At 39.9% G+C, this 17,812-nt stretch carries 33 protein-coding genes; all 33 read right to left on the bottom strand.

Features of this window, described 5'->3' with window-relative positions; genetic code table 11:
* Positions 1 to 7: 7 nt before the first annotated feature.
* On the bottom strand, positions 8 to 805 hold the full coding sequence (locus tag JNUCC25_RS00840; RefSeq protein ID WP_013054956.1) for an energy-coupling factor transporter transmembrane component T family protein: 798 nt from the start codon (positions 803 to 805) through the stop codon (positions 8 to 10).
* Complete coding sequence (locus tag JNUCC25_RS00835) at positions 802 to 1,671, bottom strand: energy-coupling factor ABC transporter ATP-binding protein (protein ID WP_013054955.1); 870 nt, start codon at positions 1,669 to 1,671, stop codon at positions 802 to 804. Before JNUCC25_RS00835 ends, JNUCC25_RS00840 begins: the two co-directional genes overlap by 4 nt.
* Positions 1,647 to 2,486, bottom strand: a complete 840-nt coding sequence (locus JNUCC25_RS00830) for an energy-coupling factor ABC transporter ATP-binding protein (RefSeq protein ID WP_013054954.1) — start codon at positions 2,484 to 2,486, stop codon at positions 1,647 to 1,649. Before JNUCC25_RS00830 ends, JNUCC25_RS00835 begins: the two co-directional genes overlap by 25 nt.
* Before the next feature lie 138 nt (positions 2,487 to 2,624).
* Entirely contained in the window at positions 2,625 to 2,987 is a 363-nt protein-coding gene (rplQ, locus tag JNUCC25_RS00825) for a 50S ribosomal protein L17 (RefSeq protein WP_013054953.1), read from the bottom strand.
* Positions 2,988 to 3,031: 44 nt separating this feature from the next.
* Positions 3,032 to 3,976 (bottom strand): DNA-directed RNA polymerase subunit alpha, encoded by a 945-nt coding sequence (locus tag JNUCC25_RS00820; protein ID WP_013054952.1) that lies wholly within the window; start codon positions 3,974 to 3,976, stop codon positions 3,032 to 3,034.
* A 180-nt stretch (positions 3,977 to 4,156) separates the two neighbouring features.
* Positions 4,157 to 4,546, bottom strand: coding sequence for a 30S ribosomal protein S11 (gene rpsK, locus JNUCC25_RS00815; RefSeq protein ID WP_013054951.1), 390 nt, complete (start codon positions 4,544 to 4,546; stop codon positions 4,157 to 4,159).
* Between the two features lie 23 nt (positions 4,547 to 4,569).
* Positions 4,570 to 4,935, bottom strand: coding sequence for a 30S ribosomal protein S13 (gene rpsM, locus JNUCC25_RS00810; protein WP_013054950.1), 366 nt, complete (start codon positions 4,933 to 4,935; stop codon positions 4,570 to 4,572).
* A gap of 24 nt (positions 4,936 to 4,959) precedes the next feature.
* Positions 4,960 to 5,073, bottom strand: a complete 114-nt coding sequence (gene rpmJ, locus JNUCC25_RS00805; protein WP_003156543.1) for a 50S ribosomal protein L36 — start codon at positions 5,071 to 5,073, stop codon at positions 4,960 to 4,962.
* Positions 5,074 to 5,110: 37 nt separating this feature from the next.
* On the bottom strand, positions 5,111 to 5,329 hold the full coding sequence (gene infA, locus JNUCC25_RS00800; RefSeq protein WP_010285101.1) for a translation initiation factor IF-1: 219 nt from the start codon (positions 5,327 to 5,329) through the stop codon (positions 5,111 to 5,113).
* Positions 5,330 to 5,564: 235 nt separating this feature from the next.
* Complete coding sequence (gene map / locus JNUCC25_RS00795; RefSeq protein ID WP_014462024.1) at positions 5,565 to 6,311, bottom strand: type I methionyl aminopeptidase; 747 nt, start codon at positions 6,309 to 6,311, stop codon at positions 5,565 to 5,567.
* Positions 6,308 to 6,961 carry an adenylate kinase gene (locus JNUCC25_RS00790; RefSeq protein ID WP_013054948.1) on the bottom strand — a complete coding sequence of 218 codons (654 nt, stop codon included), beginning with the start codon at positions 6,959 to 6,961 and terminating at the stop codon, positions 6,308 to 6,310. The genes map and JNUCC25_RS00790 overlap by 4 nt, the downstream gene beginning before the upstream one ends.
* A gap of 66 nt (positions 6,962 to 7,027) precedes the next feature.
* On the bottom strand, positions 7,028 to 8,320 hold the full coding sequence (secY, locus tag JNUCC25_RS00785; protein ID WP_013054947.1) for a preprotein translocase subunit SecY: 1,293 nt from the start codon (positions 8,318 to 8,320) through the stop codon (positions 7,028 to 7,030).
* On the bottom strand, positions 8,320 to 8,760 hold the full coding sequence (rplO, locus tag JNUCC25_RS00780) for a 50S ribosomal protein L15 (protein ID WP_013054946.1): 441 nt from the start codon (positions 8,758 to 8,760) through the stop codon (positions 8,320 to 8,322). The genes secY and rplO overlap by 1 nt, the downstream gene beginning before the upstream one ends.
* 33 nt (positions 8,761 to 8,793) lie before the next feature.
* Positions 8,794 to 8,976: a 50S ribosomal protein L30 gene (gene rpmD, locus JNUCC25_RS00775; protein WP_013054945.1), complete on the bottom strand. Its 183-nt coding sequence runs from the start codon at positions 8,974 to 8,976 to the stop codon at positions 8,794 to 8,796.
* A gap of 14 nt (positions 8,977 to 8,990) precedes the next feature.
* The gene (gene rpsE, locus JNUCC25_RS00770; protein ID WP_013054944.1) at positions 8,991 to 9,491 is read right to left on the bottom strand and encodes a 30S ribosomal protein S5; all 501 of its coding nucleotides are present in this window, start codon (positions 9,489 to 9,491) and stop codon (positions 8,991 to 8,993) included.
* A 20-nt stretch (positions 9,492 to 9,511) separates the two neighbouring features.
* Positions 9,512 to 9,874, bottom strand: a complete 363-nt coding sequence (gene rplR / locus JNUCC25_RS00765) for a 50S ribosomal protein L18 (RefSeq protein WP_013054943.1) — start codon at positions 9,872 to 9,874, stop codon at positions 9,512 to 9,514.
* Between the two features lie 32 nt (positions 9,875 to 9,906).
* Positions 9,907 to 10,446, bottom strand: coding sequence for a 50S ribosomal protein L6 (gene rplF, locus JNUCC25_RS00760; protein WP_013054942.1), 540 nt, complete (start codon positions 10,444 to 10,446; stop codon positions 9,907 to 9,909).
* A 30-nt stretch (positions 10,447 to 10,476) separates the two neighbouring features.
* The gene (gene rpsH, locus JNUCC25_RS00755) at positions 10,477 to 10,875 is read right to left on the bottom strand and encodes a 30S ribosomal protein S8 (protein ID WP_013054941.1); all 399 of its coding nucleotides are present in this window, start codon (positions 10,873 to 10,875) and stop codon (positions 10,477 to 10,479) included.
* 30 nt (positions 10,876 to 10,905) lie between these two features.
* Positions 10,906 to 11,091, bottom strand: coding sequence for a type Z 30S ribosomal protein S14 (locus tag JNUCC25_RS00750; RefSeq protein WP_013054940.1), 186 nt, complete (start codon positions 11,089 to 11,091; stop codon positions 10,906 to 10,908).
* A 33-nt stretch (positions 11,092 to 11,124) separates the two neighbouring features.
* Positions 11,125 to 11,664 (bottom strand): 50S ribosomal protein L5, encoded by a 540-nt coding sequence (rplE, locus tag JNUCC25_RS00745; RefSeq protein WP_013054939.1) that lies wholly within the window; start codon positions 11,662 to 11,664, stop codon positions 11,125 to 11,127.
* 31 nt (positions 11,665 to 11,695) lie between these two features.
* Entirely contained in the window at positions 11,696 to 12,007 is a 312-nt protein-coding gene (rplX, locus tag JNUCC25_RS00740) for a 50S ribosomal protein L24 (protein WP_013054938.1), read from the bottom strand.
* A gap of 49 nt (positions 12,008 to 12,056) precedes the next feature.
* Entirely contained in the window at positions 12,057 to 12,425 is a 369-nt protein-coding gene (gene rplN, locus JNUCC25_RS00735; RefSeq protein ID WP_013054937.1) for a 50S ribosomal protein L14, read from the bottom strand.
* Between the two features lie 51 nt (positions 12,426 to 12,476).
* The gene (gene rpsQ, locus JNUCC25_RS00730) at positions 12,477 to 12,740 is read right to left on the bottom strand and encodes a 30S ribosomal protein S17 (protein WP_013054936.1); all 264 of its coding nucleotides are present in this window, start codon (positions 12,738 to 12,740) and stop codon (positions 12,477 to 12,479) included.
* 25 nt (positions 12,741 to 12,765) lie between these two features.
* A complete protein-coding gene (rpmC, locus tag JNUCC25_RS00725; protein WP_013054935.1) occupies positions 12,766 to 12,966 on the bottom strand; it encodes a 50S ribosomal protein L29 in 201 nt (66 codons plus the stop codon).
* On the bottom strand, positions 12,956 to 13,390 hold the full coding sequence (gene rplP / locus JNUCC25_RS00720; RefSeq protein WP_013054934.1) for a 50S ribosomal protein L16: 435 nt from the start codon (positions 13,388 to 13,390) through the stop codon (positions 12,956 to 12,958). Before rplP ends, rpmC begins: the two co-directional genes overlap by 11 nt.
* Positions 13,391 to 13,392: 2 nt before the next feature.
* Entirely contained in the window at positions 13,393 to 14,049 is a 657-nt protein-coding gene (gene rpsC / locus JNUCC25_RS00715) for a 30S ribosomal protein S3 (RefSeq protein WP_013054933.1), read from the bottom strand.
* A gap of 3 nt (positions 14,050 to 14,052) precedes the next feature.
* Positions 14,053 to 14,394: a 50S ribosomal protein L22 gene (gene rplV, locus JNUCC25_RS00710; protein WP_013054932.1), complete on the bottom strand. Its 342-nt coding sequence runs from the start codon at positions 14,392 to 14,394 to the stop codon at positions 14,053 to 14,055.
* Positions 14,395 to 14,413: 19 nt separating this feature from the next.
* A complete protein-coding gene (gene rpsS / locus JNUCC25_RS00705) occupies positions 14,414 to 14,692 on the bottom strand; it encodes a 30S ribosomal protein S19 (RefSeq protein WP_013054931.1) in 279 nt (92 codons plus the stop codon).
* A 57-nt stretch (positions 14,693 to 14,749) separates the two neighbouring features.
* Positions 14,750 to 15,580, bottom strand: a complete 831-nt coding sequence (rplB, locus tag JNUCC25_RS00700) for a 50S ribosomal protein L2 (RefSeq protein WP_013054930.1) — start codon at positions 15,578 to 15,580, stop codon at positions 14,750 to 14,752.
* Positions 15,581 to 15,607: 27 nt separating this feature from the next.
* On the bottom strand, positions 15,608 to 15,895 hold the full coding sequence (rplW, locus tag JNUCC25_RS00695; protein ID WP_013054929.1) for a 50S ribosomal protein L23: 288 nt from the start codon (positions 15,893 to 15,895) through the stop codon (positions 15,608 to 15,610).
* The gene (rplD, locus tag JNUCC25_RS00690; RefSeq protein ID WP_013054928.1) at positions 15,895 to 16,518 is read right to left on the bottom strand and encodes a 50S ribosomal protein L4; all 624 of its coding nucleotides are present in this window, start codon (positions 16,516 to 16,518) and stop codon (positions 15,895 to 15,897) included. The genes rplW and rplD overlap by 1 nt, the downstream gene beginning before the upstream one ends.
* A gap of 28 nt (positions 16,519 to 16,546) precedes the next feature.
* Positions 16,547 to 17,176 (bottom strand): 50S ribosomal protein L3, encoded by a 630-nt coding sequence (gene rplC / locus JNUCC25_RS00685; RefSeq protein WP_013054927.1) that lies wholly within the window; start codon positions 17,174 to 17,176, stop codon positions 16,547 to 16,549.
* A 41-nt stretch (positions 17,177 to 17,217) separates the two neighbouring features.
* The gene (gene rpsJ / locus JNUCC25_RS00680; protein ID WP_013054926.1) at positions 17,218 to 17,526 is read right to left on the bottom strand and encodes a 30S ribosomal protein S10; all 309 of its coding nucleotides are present in this window, start codon (positions 17,524 to 17,526) and stop codon (positions 17,218 to 17,220) included.
* Between the last annotated feature and the right edge of the window lie 286 nt (positions 17,527 to 17,812).

The raw sequence follows: 17,812 nt of genomic DNA, 5'->3' as shown, positions 1-17,812 counted from the left end.
ACAATCTTTACGTTCTAATCAGCACTAAAACAACTGCTACTGCCAGCAGAAGTAAAAGCATAATTGTATCTATGCTTCCCCATTTCAATTGACGATACTTTGTACGCCCTTCTCCGCCTTTATAACCCCTTGCCTCCATGGCAATAGCTAGCTCTTCAGCACGCTTAAATGAACCTATAAATAGAGGAACAAGTAAAGGAACGACAGCTTTCAAACGATCCGTAACGGGACCGCTGCTAAAGTCCACTCCTCGTGCTGTCTGCGCTTTAATAATTTTATCTGTCTCTTCCATCAATGTAGGAATAAAGCGAAGAGAAATGGACATCATTAAAGCTAATTCGTGTACGGGAAGCTTGAGCTTTTTAAATGGATTCAGCAAGCTTTCCATTCCATCTGTTACTTCAATAGGCGTAGTCGTTAAAGTTAGCATCGTCGTAATTAAAATTAAGAACAAGAAGCGCAAGGAAATTAAAACACCTTGAATAAGGCCGCCTTTATAGACAGAAAACCATCCCCATTCAAATAAAAGAGGACCTTCCTTTGTCATAAAAATGTGCAAAAGAAACGTGATGATAATAATAAACATAACGGGCTTTAACCCTCTTAAAATAAACGAAAGGGGCACTTTACTCATGGCCACTATCATAAGGGTATACACACCTAAAAAAGCATAGCCGATAGGGTTATTTGCTAAAAACACAATTAATACATACGCAAACACAAGAAGCAGCTTGGCCCGAGGATCCATTCGATGGACAACCGATTGACCCGGCACATACTTACCAATAATGATTGAGTTCATCATAATCGTTCACCTTGCTGCATAAGGTGCTGCACTTTCTCTACCACTTCAGAAAAGGTAATTACCGTATCCGATGCTTCAAGCTGAAATTTCTCTTGCAGCTTCAGCATAAAGCGAAGCGATTCTGGAACATCCAATCCATATTCTTTTAGCTGCGTATGCTGACCAAACACTTCTCTAGGTGACCCTTTCATCGCAACCGTTCCCTTATTCATCACAATTAGCTCATCAGCGTACATAGCTGCATCTTCCATGCTGTGAGTCACGAGAATCGTCGTCAAGCCTTTTTCTTTATGAAGACGATAAATCATATTCATAATTTCTTGACGCCCTCTAGGGTCCAATCCAGCAGTTGGTTCATCTAAAATTAGCACATTAGGATTCATCGCTAAAATACCTGCTATCGCTACACGACGCATTTGTCCACCGCTCAAATCAAAAGGAGATCTGGTGAGAATGTCTTCTGGCAACCCTACTAACTTGATAAGCTCTCTTGCTTTTTGCTTTGCTTCTTCTTCCGAAACGCCATAATTCATTGGTCCAAAAGCTATATCTTTTTCCACCGTTTCTTCAAAAAGCTGATGTTCTGGAAATTGAAACACCACGCCTACTTGCTGACGAATAGCTTTTAAATTCTTTTCTTTTCGATTGGCTTTAATGGTGCGCTCACCGATTTGAATTTCACCAGCAGTTGGCTTCAATAAGGCATTCAGATGCTGTATGATTGTTGATTTCCCAGAACCAGTATGGCCAATAACAGCCAAAAATGTACCTGATTGAATGTTTAAATTTAAGTCATGTAGAGCAATTCGTTCAAATGGTGTATTAACTTGATAACGATGCTCTACTTCTTTGAATATAATGTCCATAGTTCGTCCACCAAGTCCTCATCTGTTAAATGAATTTTTGATAAAGGAATTCCTACGGAAGCAAAACGATGGCTTAGTTTAACGGAAAACGGCAAGTCTAGTCCAATATCCGTTAACTTGGAACCTAATGCAAATACTTCGCGTGGAGTACCTGTTGCATATATCTTCCCTTTGTTCATCACAACGACTCTGTCAGCCATTGCTACTTCATCTAAATCGTGAGTAATTGAAATAACCGTCAGTTGTTTTTCTTCTTTTAATTTTCTAACAGTTTCAAGCACTTCAGTTCGCCCAATAGGATCTAACATAGATGTTGCTTCATCTAGAATGATGACAGATGGCTGTACGGCAATTATACCCGCAATGGCCACACGCTGTTTTTGTCCACCTGATAGCTGATGAGGCTCTTGATCCAGAAAAGCACTCATATTGACCATTTCGATTGCTTCAGGTATACGTTTTTCCATAATCTCAAATGGAATCCCGTTGTTTTCAAGCCCAAACGCAATATCGTCTTGAACGGTTGAGCCAACAAATTGATTATCTGGATTTTGAAACACCATTCCAATCTGCTTGCGCACATCCCATATTGTTTCTTCAGATAAAAGAGTATCGCCCACTCGAACCGTTCCTTTTTCAGGTAGCAAAAGGCCGTTTAGAATTCGTGCCAGCGTCGACTTACCAGATCCATTATGTCCAGCTATCGCTAACCATTCACCTTTATAAGCAGAGAGAGAAAGGTGATCTAATGTTAGGTCTGCTTCAGGATCGTATCGAAAGCATAAATCTTTTACCTCTAAAGACATTTCTTTCAACGCTATCTTCCTCTCAGCTTTTTCTATTGCAGCATTGCCTACATTGATTTTTTACACTATTTACCCGGTTTTAGGTATAAAAAAAGGGCAACGACTAGTTACACACTGTCTCGCCCTTTTCTATCTGTATTAAAAATATTAAACTAATTCAATGATAACCATTGGAGCACCGTCACCACGGCGAGGTCCAACTTTTAAGATACGAGTGTAACCGCCTTGGCGATCTTCGTAGCGAGTAGCGATATCGCTGAATAGTTTTTGTAAAGCGCTTTGACCAGCTTCTTCGTTAGCTACTTCATTACGGATGTAAGATGCAGCTTGACGACGAGCGTGTAGATCTCCACGTTTACCTAAAGTAATCATTTTTTCAACAGTTGAACGTAATTCTTTTGCACGAGCTTCAGTTGTCTCAATGCGTTCACTGATGATTAAATCAGTTGTTAAATCACGAAGAAGCGCCTTGCGTTGTGCGCTTGTACGACCTAATTTACGGTAAGACATGTGAGGTCCCCTCCTTTGTTAAGTAGTTAAACAGGTAGATATAATCAGTCGTCCTTACGTAGACCCAAACCTAATTCTTCAAGTTTAGCTTTAACTTCTTCTAAAGATTTACGGCCTAAGTTACGAACTTTCATCATATCTTCTTCTGTTTTATTAGCAAGCTCTTGTACAGTATTGATGCCTGCTCGTTTTAAGCAGTTGTAAGAACGAACAGATAAATCCAGTTCCTCGATCGTCATCTCTAGAACTTTTTCTTTCTGGTCTTCTTCTTTTTCTACCATAATCTCTGCTTTTTGAGCTTCATCTGTTAAGTTAACGAAGATATTTAAGTGTTCCGTTAGAATCTTTGCACCTAAAGCAACAGCTTTTTCTGGCTCGATGCTACCGTCAGTCCAAACATCCAACGTTAACTTATCGTAATTTGTCATTTGACCAACACGAGTATTCTCTACATAATACGATACGCGAGTAACAGGCGTATAGATTGAATCAATTGGAAGTACACCAATTGGTTGGTCTTCACGCTTGTTAGCATCGGCAGGATTATAACCTCGACCTGTGCGAGCAGTAAGTCTCATACGGAAATGAGCATCTGACTCAAGTGTTGCAATATGAAGATCCGGATTTAGAACTTCGATATCGCTGTCTGCTTGAATGTCAGCAGCCGTTACTGTACCAGGACCTTTAACATCGATCTCAAGTGTTTTCTCTTCATCAGAGTAAATCTTTAACGCTAACTTTTTAACGTTTAAAATGATGTTTGTTACATCTTCAACAACTCCAGGAACTGTTGAAAATTCATGTAATACACCTTCAATTTGAATAGATGTTACAGCTGCACCAGGGAGTGAGGATAATAGGATACGACGTAAGGAGTTACCCAAAGTAGTACCATATCCACGCTCAAGTGGTTCGACGACGAATTTACCGTACTTTCTATCATCGCTGATTTCTACCGTTTCGATTTTTGGCTTTTCAATCTCTATCAATATAAACCCTCCTTCAAAACGTCGAAACCTCGGCTAGACGGCTGATTTCTCAAATGCCTAACCGAAATTCCCTATTAGACAGTTCCCGAATGTGCACAACAAATGGAAAACATTTCGTTGCATGAATAAATTCTACACCATCATCATTATAGACAACGAAATAGAATCTATACATATTAATTATACACGACGACGTTTTGGTGGGCGGCATCCGTTGTGAGGTACAGGAGTAACATCTTTAATAGCTGTTACTTCTAAACCTGCAGCTTGAAGAGCACGGATAGCTGCTTCACGACCAGCACCAGGGCCTTTAACTGTAACTTCAAGAGTTTTCATTCCGTTATCCATAGAAACTTTAGCAGCAGTTTCAGCAGCCATTTGCGCAGCAAATGGAGTAGATTTACGAGAACCTCTGAAGCCAAGTGCGCCTGCACTAGACCAAGCAATCGCATTACCGTGAACATCTGTAATTGTTACAATAGTGTTGTTAAACGTTGAGCGAATATGAGCTACACCAGCTTCAATATTCTTTTTCACGCGACGTTTACGTGTATTAGTTTTACGTGCCATCTGTTAATGACCTCCCTTACTAATTATTTCTTCTTGTTCGCTACAGTACGGCGTGGGCCTTTACGTGTACGAGCATTGTTTTTACTGTTTTGACCACGAACTGGTAAACTACGACGGTGGCGGATACCACGGTATGAACCAATCTCAATTAAACGTTTGATGTTTAAAGAAACTTCACGACGAAGATCGCCTTCTACTTTATAGCTATCTAAAATATCACGAATTTTACCTAATTCTTCTTCTGTTAAGTCACGAACGCGAGTATCTTCAGAAACTCCAGCTTCAGCTAGAACTTTTTCAGCAGTTGGACGACCAATACCGAAAATGTATGTTAATGAAATTACTACACGCTTGTCACGAGGAATATCAACACCAGCAATACGTGCCATATGAATAGTGCACCTCCTTATTGATTAACCTTGTTTTTGTTTATGCTTAGGGTTTTCACAAATTACCATTACTTTACCTTTTCTACGGATAACTTTACATTTTTCGCAGATTGGTTTAACTGATGGTCTGACTTTCATGTTTCATACCTCCTTGATAGTACGGAGTGCATAGGTTTTATTTGAAACGGTACGTAATTCTACCGCGAGTTAAATCGTATGGTGACAATTCTACAGTTACTTTATCACCAGGTAAGATTCGAATGAAATGCATGCGAATTTTTCCTGATACGTGAGCAAGTACTGTATGACCATTTTCTAATTCTACCTTGAACATAGCGTTAGGTAAAGTCTCAGCAACTGTACCTTCAACTTCAATTACATCGTCTTTTGCCATTAAAGTGCTCTCCTTTCTTTGAAACAGTAACAAGCTATCATTAAACGACTTAAAAAGAACCTGTTCTGAACATCCGGAGATCGTAATCATTAAATTCAAGATGATTGACGCTAATATACATCTTTACCATTTTAACAGCAATTCAGACGAAAAACGATCATCGTGAATTTAGATAATTACTGTTTACTGTCCAGTGCATCTAGCGAGGAATGGATAGAGATAACATCCTTTAACATTACAATGCTGTCAGAATTTCATATCCCGTCTCAGTAATTGCAATAGTATGTTCGAAGTGCGCACACATTTTACCATCTACTGTGACAACTGTCCAGTTATCAGGTAATGTTTTTACATATCGCATACCAGCATTCACCATTGGCTCAACTGCCAATACCATGCCTGGACGTAGACGCGGTCCTTTATTCGGTGGACCATAATGAGGTACTTGCGGATCTTCATGTAAGTCTTTGCCGACCCCATGGCCAACATATTCTCTTACAATCGAAAAGTTACGTGATTCTGCGTACTGTTGAATAGCATGTGAAATATTCGACAAACGCTCACCCGGCTTAGCTTCTGCTAATCCTTTGTAGAGAGATTGCTCAGTCACATCAAGCAGCTCTTGATTTTCTAATGAAATCTTTCCTACTCCATATGTCCAAGCTGAATCACCGTGATAGCCACCGAATTTAGCTCCGATGTCTAAACTGATGATATCCCCTTCATTAAGCTTGCGTTCACCCGGAATACCATGAACTAATTCTTCATTCACAGAAGCACATACACTGCCGCGAAAACCATTATACCCTTTAAAAGACGGAATTGCATCATGTTGACGAATAAAATTTTCAGCAATTGCATCCAATTCTATAGTCGTAATACCTGGAGCGATATGCTTTTTTAACTCTTGATGAGTTAAAGCCACGATTCGTCCAGCTTCACGCATGACCTCAATTTCCTCTGGTGTCTTGCAAATGATCATTGCTTAACCCCAGCAAGTAATTGACGAACATCCTCAAACACAATGTTAATATCTTGATTACCATTAATATTGCGTAGATAACCTTTTTCTTGATAGAAATCAAGTAGAGGTTGAGATTGTTTAACATTAACTGAAAGTCTAGTTGAAACCGTCTCAGCATTGTCATCTGCACGTTGGTAAAGCTCTCCGCCACATTTGTCACAAACTCCTTCTTTCGCAGGAGGATTGAATACTAAGTGGTAAGTAGCTCCGCAATCTTTACAAATGCGGCGTCCAGTAAGACGCTCCATTAAAATGCTTTGATCTACATCAATATTAATCACATAATCAATTTGCTTGTTTAGTTCTTTTGTAATTGTTTCAAGAGCTTCTGCTTGGGCTACTGTTCTTGGGAAGCCATCAAGTAAAAAGCCGTTTTCACAATCTTGTTTGTTTAAACGCTCGCGCACAATTCCAATTGTTACTTCATCAGGAACAAGGTTACCTTGATCCATAAATGATTTAGCTTTTAAACCTAGTTGCGTTCCTTCTTTAATTGCAGCTCGGAACATATCTCCTGTTGAGATATGAGGGATATCGTAATGCTCAACGATTTTTTCTGCTTGAGTACCTTTCCCAGCACCAGGAAGGCCCATTAACACTAAATTCATTTCTTGCTTCCCCCTCAGTATCTTATCCGTTTAATGGGAAAGCAGCTTGCTTCCCACTAAACAGCTTTACTTAATAAATCCCTTATAATGGCGTTTCACTAATTGACTCTCAAGCTGTTTCATTGTCTCAAGAGCTACACCGACAACAATTAACAAACTAGTACCGCCGATCTGAGCAGATGATGGTAAGTTTGCAATTTTGATGAACAGAACCGGCAACACAGCAATTAACGCAAGGAATATCGAGCCGATTAATGTCAGACGATATAACACTTTCGTTAAATAAGCTTGTGTGCTTTTACCAGGACGGATGCCTGGGATGTAGCCACCTTGCTTTTTCAAGTTCTCTGCTACTTGTTCAGGGTTAACTTGAACAAATGTATAGAAGTAACAAAAAGCAATGATTAACGCTACATACACTATCATACCAATTGGCTTAGTATAGTCAAATGTATTCTGAATCCACGTCGTTACATCATTTGGACCGAAAAATGATGCAATTGTTGGTGGTGTAATAATAAATGAAACTGCAAAGATAACAGGAATAACCCCAGCAGCATTTACTTTTAACGGTAAATGAGTGGATTGACCTCCAACAGGATTACGACCAGCTGAACCCTTTGCATATTGAATAGGAATTTTTCGTAGCGCTTGTTGGAAATAAATAACCCCAACAATAATAGCTAAAACTGCAATTGCAATTAAAACTACCGTTACGATACGAATGAATAATTGATCCCCAACGTCTTCAAATTGCTGTGCATAAATTTGATTTAATGTTGTCGGAATACCAGCTGCAATCCCAGCAAAGATAATGATAGAAATACCATTACCTACGCCTTTTGCAGTAATCTGCTCTCCTAACCACATTAAGAAGGCAGTACCTGCCGTTAACACTGTAGCAATTAGAAGATACGTAGAAATTCCTGGATTAGCGATCAATTGTCCGCCCGAAATATTGTTGAATCCTATAGACATACCTAAAGCCTGGATAAATCCAAGCACAATTGTTCCATAACGAGTTACTTGAGCTAATTTACGGCGCCCAACATCTCCCTGCTTTGACCATTCTGTAAACTTAGGTACAACATCCATCTGCAATAATTGGACGATGATGGATGCTGTAATATAAGGCATAATGCCCATAGCAAGAATGGAGAAGTTTTTTAACGCGCCGCCGCCAAATGTATTCAGAACTCCGAATACATTTAACCCATCTTGCAATTTTAGTACATCCGTATTAACACTTGGTACAGGAATAAATGTACCAATTCGGAAGACAATTAACATTAACAAAGTGAAAAAGATTTTTTGTCTTATTTCACGCACGCGCATTAAATTGGAGATTGTTTGAAACATTAGATCACCTCAACTGTACCGCCAGCAGCTTCGATAGCTTCTTTAGCAGTTGAAGAGAATTTAGCAGCTTTAACAGTTAGCTTAGAGTTTAATGTACCGTTTCCTAGTACTTTAACGCCAGCTTTTGCTTTGCTTACTAAACCAGTTTCGATTAATAATTCTGGTGTTACTTCAGTTCCATCTTCAAAACGGTTAAGAGCTTCTAAATTAACGATCGCGTATTCTTTGCGATTGATATTAGTGAACCCACGTTTTGGAAGACGACGGAATAAAGGAGTTTGACCACCTTCGAAGCCAGGTCTTACGCCACCGCCAGAGCGAGCGTTTTGCCCTTTGTGACCTTTACCTGAAGTCTTTCCGTTACCTGAACCAGTACCACGACCTACACGGTTACGTACTTTACGTGAACCTTCAGCTGGTTTCAATTCATGAAGTTTCATTCCGGAGCACCTCCTTAGAGTGACAATTTATACTTATTGCTCTTTTACTGTAACAAGGTGAGCTACTTTGTTAATCATTCCGCGAATTGCAGGATTATCGTCTTGAACGACAGTTTGATTTAACTTACGTAGGCCAAGTGTACGAACAGTTACACGTTGATCTTCTGGACGACCAATTACGCTACGAGTAAGGGTAATTGCTAGTTTGTTTGCCATTCTATATCCCTCCCTTATCCTAACAGTTCTTCTACAGTCTTGCCACGTAGTTTTGCAACATCTTCAGCACGTTTTAGGTTAGCTAAACCGTTAAGAGTTGCACGTACCATGTTGATTGGAGTGTTTGAACCTAAAGATTTAGATAGAATATCACTTACTCCACCCAATTCTAGTACCGCACGAACTGGGCCACCAGCGATAACTCCTGTACCTTCAGAAGCAGGTTTTAAGAAAATTTGACCTGCACCAAATTGTCCAAGGATTTCGTGTGGAATAGTTGTACCAACCATAGGTACAGTAATTAAGTTTTTCTTCGCATCTTCAATAGCTTTACGGATTGCATCTGGTACCTCTTGTGCTTTACCAGTACCGAATCCAACGTGACCGTTTTTGTCACCAACTACAACTAATGCAGCGAAGCGGAAACGACGTCCACCTTTCACAACTTTAGCTACGCGGTTAACGGTAACAACACGTTCTTCAAGCTCTAATTTATTTGGATCAATACGACGCATGATTTTCCCTCCTTTTACAATTAGAATTGTAATCCAGCTTCACGAGCAGCGTCAGCTAATGCTTTAACACGGCCATGATATAAATAACCGCCACGGTCGAATACTACTTCGTTTACACCTTTTTCTACTGCGCGTTTAGCGACTAATTCGCCAACTTTGATAGCAGCTTCAGTGTTACCAGTGCTTTCTAAAGTCAGGTCTTTATCTAACGTTGAAGCACTTGCGATTGTTACTGAATTTAAATCGTCGATAACTTGTGCGTAAATATGTTGATTAGAACGGAACACGTTTAAACGCGGACGAGTTGCAGTTCCAGATAACTTCGCACGAACACGAGCATGTCTTTTTTTACGAACTTTGTTTTTATCAAGCTTCGTGATCATTTCGGGCACTCCTTTCTTTTACCTAACCGGCATTACTTCTTAGCAGTTTTACCTTCTTTACGACGTACATATTCGCCTTCGTAACGAATACCTTTACCTTTGTAAGGCTCTGGTGGACGAACGTCACGAATATTTGCAGCTAATGCACCTACGCGTTCTTTATCAATACCTTTAATAACGATCTTAGTTTGAGAAGGAACTTCGATTTCGATTCCTGTTTCAGGAGTAATCTCAACTGGGTGAGAGTATCCAACGCTCAATACTAATTTGCTACCAGATTTTTGTGCACGGTAACCTACACCGACTAATTCTAAACCACGTTCGAATCCTTTAGTAACACCTTCAACCATGTTACCTAAAAGGCTACGAGTAGTTCCGTGAAGAGCGCGGTGCTCTTTATTGTCGCTAGGACGATTAACAACTAGTACGTTGTCTTCAACTTTAATTTCGATTTCAGGGTGGAATGTACGAGTTAATTCACCCTTTGGTCCTTTTACAGTTACAGTGTTGCTCTCGTTCGTAACTGTAACACCTGCTGGAAGTTCTAAAGGCTTTTTACCAACACGTGACATAGTTACACCTCCATTCACATTTAAAACTTATTACCAAACGTACGCTAATACTTCTCCACCAGTTTGCTTTTGACGAGCTTCTTTGTCAGTTAAAACACCTTGAGAAGTAGAAACGATTGCGATACCTAAACCGTTAAGTACACGTGGTACTTCGTTAGTTTTTGCATAAACACGTAGACCAGGTTTACTGATACGTTTTAAGCCTGTAATTACACGTTCGTTATTTGAACCGTATTTTAAGAAGATACGGATAATACCTTGTTTGTTGTCTTCGATGTATTCTACATCACGTACGAAACCCTCACGCTTAAGGATTTCTGCAATTTGCTTCTTAATGTTAGAAGCAGGAACTTCAATTTTCTCATGACGAACCATGTTCGCATTGCGGATACGAGTTAGTAAATCTGCAATAGGATCAGTCATTACCATATTAATTTACCTCCTTCCCAAACTTGGGTTTTACCAACTAGCTTTTTTAACACCAGGAATTTGACCTTTATAAGCAAGCTCACGGAAACAAATACGGCAAAGCTTGAATTTACGTAGTACTGAGTGTGGACGTCCACAACGTTCGCAACGTGTATACTCTTGTACTTGGAATTTTTGCTGGCGTTTTTGCTTCGCAATCATTGATTTTTTAGCCACATTTTCGCCTCCTCTGCTTAACGTTGGCAGTTATTACTTCTGGAATGGCATACCGAACTGAGTTAAAAGCTCACGAGCTTCTTCATCAGTGTTTGCTGTTGTAACAATAACGATATCCATACCACGAACTTTAGTTACTTTATCATAATCGATCTCTGGGAAGATCAATTGTTCTTTAACACCTAACGTGTAGTTTCCACGACCATCAAATGCTTTTTTAGATACACCACGGAAATCACGCACACGTGGAAGTGATACTGATACTAGTTTATCGAAGAATTCGTACATACGCTCGCCGCGTAAAGTAACTTTCGCACCGATTGGCATACCTTCACGAAGACGGAAACCAGCGATAGATTTTTTCGCACGAGTTACAACAGGTTTTTGACCAGTGATTTCAGCTAGTTCTTCAACAGCGTTATCTAAAGCTTTTGAGTTAGAAACAGCATCACCGATACCCATGTTGATTACGATCTTGTCGATTTTTGGCACTTGCATTACAGATTCATAATTAAACTTGCTAACTAGAGCAGGAGTAATCTCTTTTGTAAATTTCTCTTTAAGACGGTTCATGTGAACTAAACCTCCCTTCACATTTCATTAATTATTTATCTAAAGTTTCACCAGATTTTTTTGCTACACGTACCTTTTTGCCATCGATAACTTGGTACCCAACACGAGTTGGCTCACCAGATTTAGGATCCAACGGCATTACGTTTGATACGTGGATAGGTGCCTCTTGGCTAACGATTCCACCTTGTGGATTTACTTGAGAAGGTTTAGAGTGTTTTTTAACAACGTTCACGCCTTCAACAAGTACACGGTCTTTCTTTGGGAAAGCTGCAAGTACTTCACCTTGCTTACCTTTGTCTTTACCAGAGATAACCACTACTTTGTCGCCCTTTTTAACATGCATCCTATTCGCACCTCCTTAAAAGGCATTTTGTATTTGTTCTATATATCAATTAGATAACTTCTGGAGCTAATGATACGATCTTCATGAAGTTGTTATCACGTAATTCACGAGCAACTGGTCCGAAGATACGAGTACCACGTGGTCCTTTGTCGTCACGGATGATTACGCAAGCATTTTCGTCGAAACGGATGTAAGAACCGTCAGTACGGCGAACACCACTTTTTGTACGTACAACAACAGCTTTAACAACGTCACCTTTTTTAACAACGCCTCCTGGTGTTGCTTGTTTCACCGTACAAACGATAACATCACCAATGTTTGCTGTCTTGCGACCTGAACCACCAAGTACTTTAATAGTAAGTACCTCACGTGCACCAGAGTTGTCTGCAACTTTTAAACGAGATTCTTGTTGAATCATGTACGAAACCTCCCTTCGGATGAATCATTCTTATCCGATCTATCTTAACTATTAGATGATAACAGCTTTTTCTACAACTTCTACTAGACGGAAACGTTTAGTAGCTGATAACGGACGAGTTTCCATGATCTTCACGATATCGCCTAGTTGAGCTGTATTGTTTTCATCGTGAGCTTTGAATTTCTTTGAGTATTTTACACGCTTGCCATAAAGCGAATGCTTTTTGTAAGTTTCAACAAGAACAGTAACAGTCTTATCCATTTTGTCAGAAACTACGCGGCCAGTGTAAACTTTACGTTGGTTGCGTTCACTCATTCTGAAAGCCTCCTCTCAGACTTAATTATTTATTAGCAGCAATCTCTCTTTCACGAACTACAGTTTTCATACGAGCGATCGATTTGCGCACTTCGCGAATACGAGTAGTATTCTCTAATTGTCCAGTCGCTAATTGGAAACGAAGGTTAAACAACTCTTCTTTTAAAGCCTTAACTTTTTGTTCAATTTCAGCAGTGGTAAGGTCACGAATTTCATTAGCTTTCATTAGAATCACCACCAATTTCTTCACGTTTTACAAACTTACATTTTACAGGTAGCTTGTGTGCAGCTAAACGTAAAGCTTCACGTGCAACCTCTTCAGATACACCTGAAATTTCAAACATTACTTTTCCAGGTTTAACAACTGCTACCCAACCTTCAGGAGCACCTTTACCAGAACCCATTCGGACTTCTAGAGGCTTAGCAGTATAAGGTTTAGAAGGGAAAATTTTAATCCATACTTTACCGCCACGTTTCATGTAACGAGTCATTGCGATACGAGCAGCTTCGATTTGACGGTTTGTAATCCAAGAAGCTTCAGTAGCTTGTAAACCGAATTCACCGAAATGTACTTCCGTACCACCTTTAGCGCGTCCACGCATTTTTCCGCGGTGTTCGCGACGATATTTAACGCGTTTTGGTAATAACATAATTATTTTCCTCCTTCCTCAGTTTTCTTTTTAGTAGGAAGAACCTCTCCACGATAGATCCATACTTTCACACCAAGTTTACCATAAGTAGTATCTGCTTCAGCGTGAGCATAGTCAATATCAGCGCGAAGTGTATGAAGTGGAACTGTACCTTCACTGTAATATTCAGAACGAGCAATATCAGCTCCGCCTAAACGACCAGATACCATTGTTTTGATACCTTGTGCGCCAGCACGCATACTACGTTGAATAGCTTGCTTTTGAGCACGACGGAATGATACACGGTTCTCAAGTTGGCGAGCGATGTTTTCAGCTACTAGTTTAGCATCTAAATCTGCTCGTTTAATTTCAAGGATGTTAATGTGTACACGCTTGCCTGTTAATTGGTTAAGAGCTTTACGAAGTGATTCTACTTCAGTACCACCTTTACCAATTACCATACCAGGTTTTGCAGTGTGGATCGTTACGTTTAAGCGGTTAGCAGCGCGTTCGATTTCAACTTTAGAAACAGCTGCATCGTTTAAACGTTTAGCGATATATTCACGTACTTTTAAGTCTTCATGTAATAAGTCAGCGTAGTCTTTGCCAGCGAACCATCTTGATTCCCAATCACGGATGACACCGACGCGAAGACCGACCGGATTTACCTTTTGACCCATGAATTATCCCTCCTTCTTTTCTGATACCACGATTGTGATGTGGCTTGTGCGCTTGTTGATTTGGCTTGCACGTCCCATAGCGCGTGGACGGAAACGTTTTAAAGTTGGACCTTCGTTAACAAAAGCGTCAGTAATAACTAAATTGTTAGCGTCCATTTCATAATTGTGTTCTGCATTGGCAATAGCAGATTTTAATACTTTCTCAACGACTGGAGAAGCAGCCTTTGGCGTGTGAAGTAGCACTGCTAGCGCTTCACCCACTTGCTTACCTCGAATTAAATCTACAACTAAACGAACTTTACGAGGAGCAATACGTACTGTTCTCGCGACAGCTTTAGCTTGCATTTAAAAGCCTCCTCTCATATTAGCGTCTTGTTTTCTTATCATCACTTGCGTGACCTTTGTAAGTACGAGATGGTGCGAATTCACCAAGTTTGTGACCTACCATGTCTTCAGTAACATAAACTGGTACATGTTTACGACCGTCATATACAGCAATTGTATGACCAATGAACTGAGGGAAGATAGTTGAACGACGAGACCAAGTTTTTACTACTTGCTTGCTGTCAGTTTCGTTTAACTTCTCAATTTTGTTGATTAAATGGTCATCTACAAAAGGTCCTTTCTTTAAGCTGCGACCCATAAATGAACCTCCCTTCGTGATTGTCCTACGGTTCGTTTGAACCGTAGCTCAATCCCGTTATTTTTTACGACGACGAACGATAAATTTATCGGATTTGTTTTTCTTCTTACGAGTTTTGTAACCAAGTGTTGGTTTACCCCATGGACTCATTGGAGACTTACGTCCGATTGGAGCACGTCCTTCACCACCACCGTGTGGGTGATCGTTAGGGTTCATTACAGAACCACGTACAGTTGGACGGATACCTAACCAACGAGAACGACCGGCTTTACCGATGTTGATTAACTCGTGTTGTTCGTTACCAACTTGACCTACAGTTGCACGACAAGTTGCAAGAATCATGCGTACTTCACCAGAAGTTAAACGTACTAATACGTATTTACCTTCTTTACCAAGTACTTGAGCAGATGTACCTGCAGAACGAACTAATTGTCCACCTTTACCAGGTTTCAATTCGATGTTGTGTACTACTGTACCAACAGGAATGTTAGCTAAAGGAAGCGCGTTACCTACTTTAATGTCAGCTTCAGGACCTGACATAACTTCTAAACCTACTTTTAGGTTTTTAGGAGCAAGGATGTAACGTTTTTCACCATCAGCATAATGAATTAATGCGATGTTAGCTGAACGGTTTGGATCATATTCGATTGTAGCAACGCGTCCAGGTATTCCATCTTTATCGCGTTTAAAATCGATGATACGGTATTGACGCTTGTGCCCACCACCTTGGTGACGAACAGTCAATTTACCTTGGTTGTTACGACCACCTTTTCTCTTGACAGGTGCAAGTAACGATTTTTCTGGTTTGTCAGTAGTAATTTCAGCGAAATCAGAAACTGACATGCCACGACGACCATTTGAGGTTGGTTTATACTTTTTAATCGCCATCTCAATTTCCCTCCTTCTCTAGTAATCTTAAGCTTCGAAGAATTCGATTTCGTTGCTCTCTTGAGTTAGTGTTACTACCGCTTTACGACGACGGTTAGTAAGACCACTGTAGCGACCTACACGCTTGAATTTACCTTTGTAGTTCATGATGTTTACTTTTTCAACTTTTACGTCAAAGATTTTTTCGATAGCATCTTTAACCTCAGTTTTATTAGCTCTTACATCAACATCAAACGTATATTTTTTCTCAGCCATTAAGTCTGTTGAACGTTCTGTAATTACGGGGCGCTTAATAATATCACGAGGATCTTTCATTATGCAAGCACCTCCTCTACTTTTTCAACTGCGTCTTTAGTGATTACAAGCTTATCATGGTTCATAACGTCTAATACGCTTAAACCATTAGCTGCAACAACTGTTACACCAGGAATATTACGTGCTGAAAGTGCAACGTTTTCGTTAAGATCAGCAGTTACTACTAATGCTTTGCGTTCTACTGTTAGGTTTTTAAGAACTGCTACCATTTCTTTTGTTTTTGGAGCATCAAAAGAAAGAGCTTCAAGAACAACGATGCTGTTATCTTGAACTTTAGTTGATAATGCAGACTTAATTGCTAAACGACGAACTTTTTTAGGTAATTTGTAGCTATAGCTTCTTGGAACTGGACCAAATACTACGCCACCACCACGCCATTGTGGAGAACGGATAGATCCTTGACGAGCACGACCAGTACCTTTTTGACGCCATGGCTTACGGCCACCGCCTCTTACTTCAGAACGATTTTTAACTTTAGAAGTACCTTGACGTTGAGATGCGCGTTGCATTACGATCGCGTCGAAAAGTACTTTGTTGTTTGGTTCGATACCGAAAACGGCATCTTGAAGTTCGATTTCTCCAACGTTTTCACCGTTTTGGTTAAACAATGCTACTTTTGGCATTGGTTATTCCTCCTTTCTCGAAGAATTATTATTTAGATTTAACTGCAGATTTAACAGTAACTAGAGATTTTCTAGCTCCTGGCACGTTACCTTTTACTAATAAAAGATTGCGTTCTGCGTCAACTTTAACGATTGATAAGTTTTGCACAGTGATGCGCTCTCCACCCATGCGTCCTGGTAATAATTTACCTTTGAATACGCGGTTTGGAGCTACAGGACCCATTGAACCTGGGCGACGGTGGTAGCGAGAACCATGAGACATAGGTCCGCGAGATTGTCCGTGGCGTTTAATAGCACCTTGGAAACCTTTACCTTTTGAGATTCCTGTTACATCAATTACATCGCCTTCTGCGAAAATATCAACCTTGACTTCTTGACCAACTTCATATGCTGAAGCGTCCACACCGCGTAACTCACGGATGAAGCGCTTAGGAGCAGTATTAGCTTTAGTAGCATGTCCTTTTGCAGGTTTGTTAGATAGTTTTTCACGGATATCTTCGAAACCTAATTGGATTGCTTCGTAACCGTCTGTCTCAGCGTTTTTAACTTGAAGAACTACGTTAGCAGAAGCTTCAATTACTGTTACTGGGATCAAGTCACCATTTTCAGCAAATACTTGAGTCATACCGATCTTTCTTCCTAAGATTCCTTTGGCCATTAGTCACACCTCCTAAGTATCTTTTCATTCTTTATTTTAAATTAAAGTTTAATTTCGATATCTACACCAGATGGTAAGTCTAAACGCATTAATGAATCAACAGTTTGTGGTGTTGGATTCACGATATCAATTAAGCGTTTATGCGTGCGCATTTCGAACTGCTCACGAGAATCTTTATATTTGTGTACTGCACGTAGAATTGTATAAATTGATTTTTCAGTCGGTAATGGAATCGGACCAGATACAGCCGCACCAGAACGTTTTGCAGTTTCTACGATTTTCTCAGCAGATTGATCAAGAATTCTGTGATCATATGCTTTTAAACGAATGCGAATTTTTTCTTTTGCCATTATTTTCCCTCCTTTTTCGCCTATTTTACAATAGACATTCTCCGCGGAAATTTCCCCACACTCGCCATGGCAAAGCGGCCGGGTGTGTCGGCAACCTTCCGCATCATCGCAGTCAAAGACCAACATTTTTATTATACTAAAAATGGGTTCATATTGCAACAATAAAGTTAAAAAACTTTTTCATGTGTCGCACACTTTTTTCATTATATATAAAAGGAGATCATTTTGCAAGTGTAATAGTAAAAACTATCTTTACCTTTTATCACCAAATAAAAAAGGAGTAGGT

This window comes from Priestia sp. JNUCC 25 (assembly GCF_053667915.1).
The sequence above is the reverse complement of the archived record's forward strand: the minus strand, read 5'-3'. Positions and strand labels throughout refer to the sequence as shown.

Bases quoted from the DNA above. Each gene is read 5' to 3' on its own strand.
- rpmJ (WP_003156543.1), bottom strand. From the start codon at position 5,073: ATGAAAGTCAGACCATCAGTTAAACCAATCTGCGAAAAATGTAAAGTT.
- infA (WP_010285101.1), bottom strand. From the start codon at position 5,329: ATGGCAAAAGACGATGTAATTGAAGTTGAAGGTACAGTTGCTGAGACT.
- rpsJ (WP_013054926.1), bottom strand. From the start codon at position 17,526: ATGGCAAAAGAAAAAATTCGCATTCGTTTAAAAGCATATGATCACAGA.
- rplX (WP_013054938.1), bottom strand. From the start codon at position 12,007: ATGCATGTTAAAAAGGGCGACAAAGTAGTGGTTATCTCTGGTAAAGAC.
- rplE (WP_013054939.1), bottom strand. From the start codon at position 11,664: ATGAACCGTCTTAAAGAGAAATTTACAAAAGAGATTACTCCTGCTCTA.
- rpmD (WP_013054945.1), bottom strand. From the start codon at position 8,976: ATGGCAAACAAACTAGCAATTACCCTTACTCGTAGCGTAATTGGTCGT.
- rplP (WP_013054934.1), bottom strand. From the start codon at position 13,390: ATGTTATTACCAAAACGCGTTAAATATCGTCGCGAACACCGCGGAAAA.
- rpsK (WP_013054951.1), bottom strand. From the start codon at position 4,546: ATGGCACGTAAAACTAATACACGTAAACGTCGCGTGAAAAAGAATATT.
- JNUCC25_RS00840 (WP_013054956.1), bottom strand. From the start codon at position 805: ATGATGAACTCAATCATTATTGGTAAGTATGTGCCGGGTCAATCGGTT.
- rplW (WP_013054929.1), bottom strand. From the start codon at position 15,895: ATGAAAGATCCTCGTGATATTATTAAGCGCCCCGTAATTACAGAACGT.
- rplD (WP_013054928.1), bottom strand. From the start codon at position 16,518: ATGCCAAAAGTAGCATTGTTTAACCAAAACGGTGAAAACGTTGGAGAA.
- rpsS (WP_013054931.1), bottom strand. From the start codon at position 14,692: ATGGGTCGCAGCTTAAAGAAAGGACCTTTTGTAGATGACCATTTAATC.
- rplN (WP_013054937.1), bottom strand. From the start codon at position 12,425: ATGATTCAACAAGAATCTCGTTTAAAAGTTGCAGACAACTCTGGTGCA.
- JNUCC25_RS00790 (WP_013054948.1), bottom strand. From the start codon at position 6,961: ATGAATTTAGTGTTAATGGGCCTTCCTGGTGCTGGGAAAGGTACTCAA.
- rplR (WP_013054943.1), bottom strand. From the start codon at position 9,874: ATGATCACGAAGCTTGATAAAAACAAAGTTCGTAAAAAAAGACATGCT.
- rpsE (WP_013054944.1), bottom strand. From the start codon at position 9,491: ATGCGTCGTATTGATCCAAATAAATTAGAGCTTGAAGAACGTGTTGTT.
- secY (WP_013054947.1), bottom strand. From the start codon at position 8,320: ATGTTTCAAACAATCTCCAATTTAATGCGCGTGCGTGAAATAAGACAA.
- rplB (WP_013054930.1), bottom strand. From the start codon at position 15,580: ATGGCGATTAAAAAGTATAAACCAACCTCAAATGGTCGTCGTGGCATG.
- rplV (WP_013054932.1), bottom strand. From the start codon at position 14,394: ATGCAAGCTAAAGCTGTCGCGAGAACAGTACGTATTGCTCCTCGTAAA.
- rpsM (WP_013054950.1), bottom strand. From the start codon at position 4,935: ATGGCACGTATTGCTGGTGTTGATATTCCTCGTGACAAGCGTGTAGTA.
- JNUCC25_RS00835 (WP_013054955.1), bottom strand. From the start codon at position 1,671: ATGGACATTATATTCAAAGAAGTAGAGCATCGTTATCAAGTTAATACA.
- map (WP_014462024.1), bottom strand. From the start codon at position 6,311: ATGATCATTTGCAAGACACCAGAGGAAATTGAGGTCATGCGTGAAGCT.
- rplF (WP_013054942.1), bottom strand. From the start codon at position 10,446: ATGTCACGTGTTGGTAAAAAGCCTTTAGAACTTCCAGCAGGTGTTACA.
- rpsC (WP_013054933.1), bottom strand. From the start codon at position 14,049: ATGGGTCAAAAGGTAAATCCGGTCGGTCTTCGCGTCGGTGTCATCCGT.
- rplC (WP_013054927.1), bottom strand. From the start codon at position 17,176: ATGGCCAAAGGAATCTTAGGAAGAAAGATCGGTATGACTCAAGTATTT.
- rpmC (WP_013054935.1), bottom strand. From the start codon at position 12,966: ATGAAAGCTAATGAAATTCGTGACCTTACCACTGCTGAAATTGAACAA.
- rpsH (WP_013054941.1), bottom strand. From the start codon at position 10,875: ATGGTAATGACTGATCCTATTGCAGATTTACTAACTCGTATCCGCAAT.
- rpsQ (WP_013054936.1), bottom strand. From the start codon at position 12,740: ATGAGTGAACGCAACCAACGTAAAGTTTACACTGGCCGCGTAGTTTCT.
- rplQ (WP_013054953.1), bottom strand. From the start codon at position 2,987: ATGTCTTACCGTAAATTAGGTCGTACAAGCGCACAACGCAAGGCGCTT.
- rplO (WP_013054946.1), bottom strand. From the start codon at position 8,760: ATGAAACTTCATGAATTGAAACCAGCTGAAGGTTCACGTAAAGTACGT.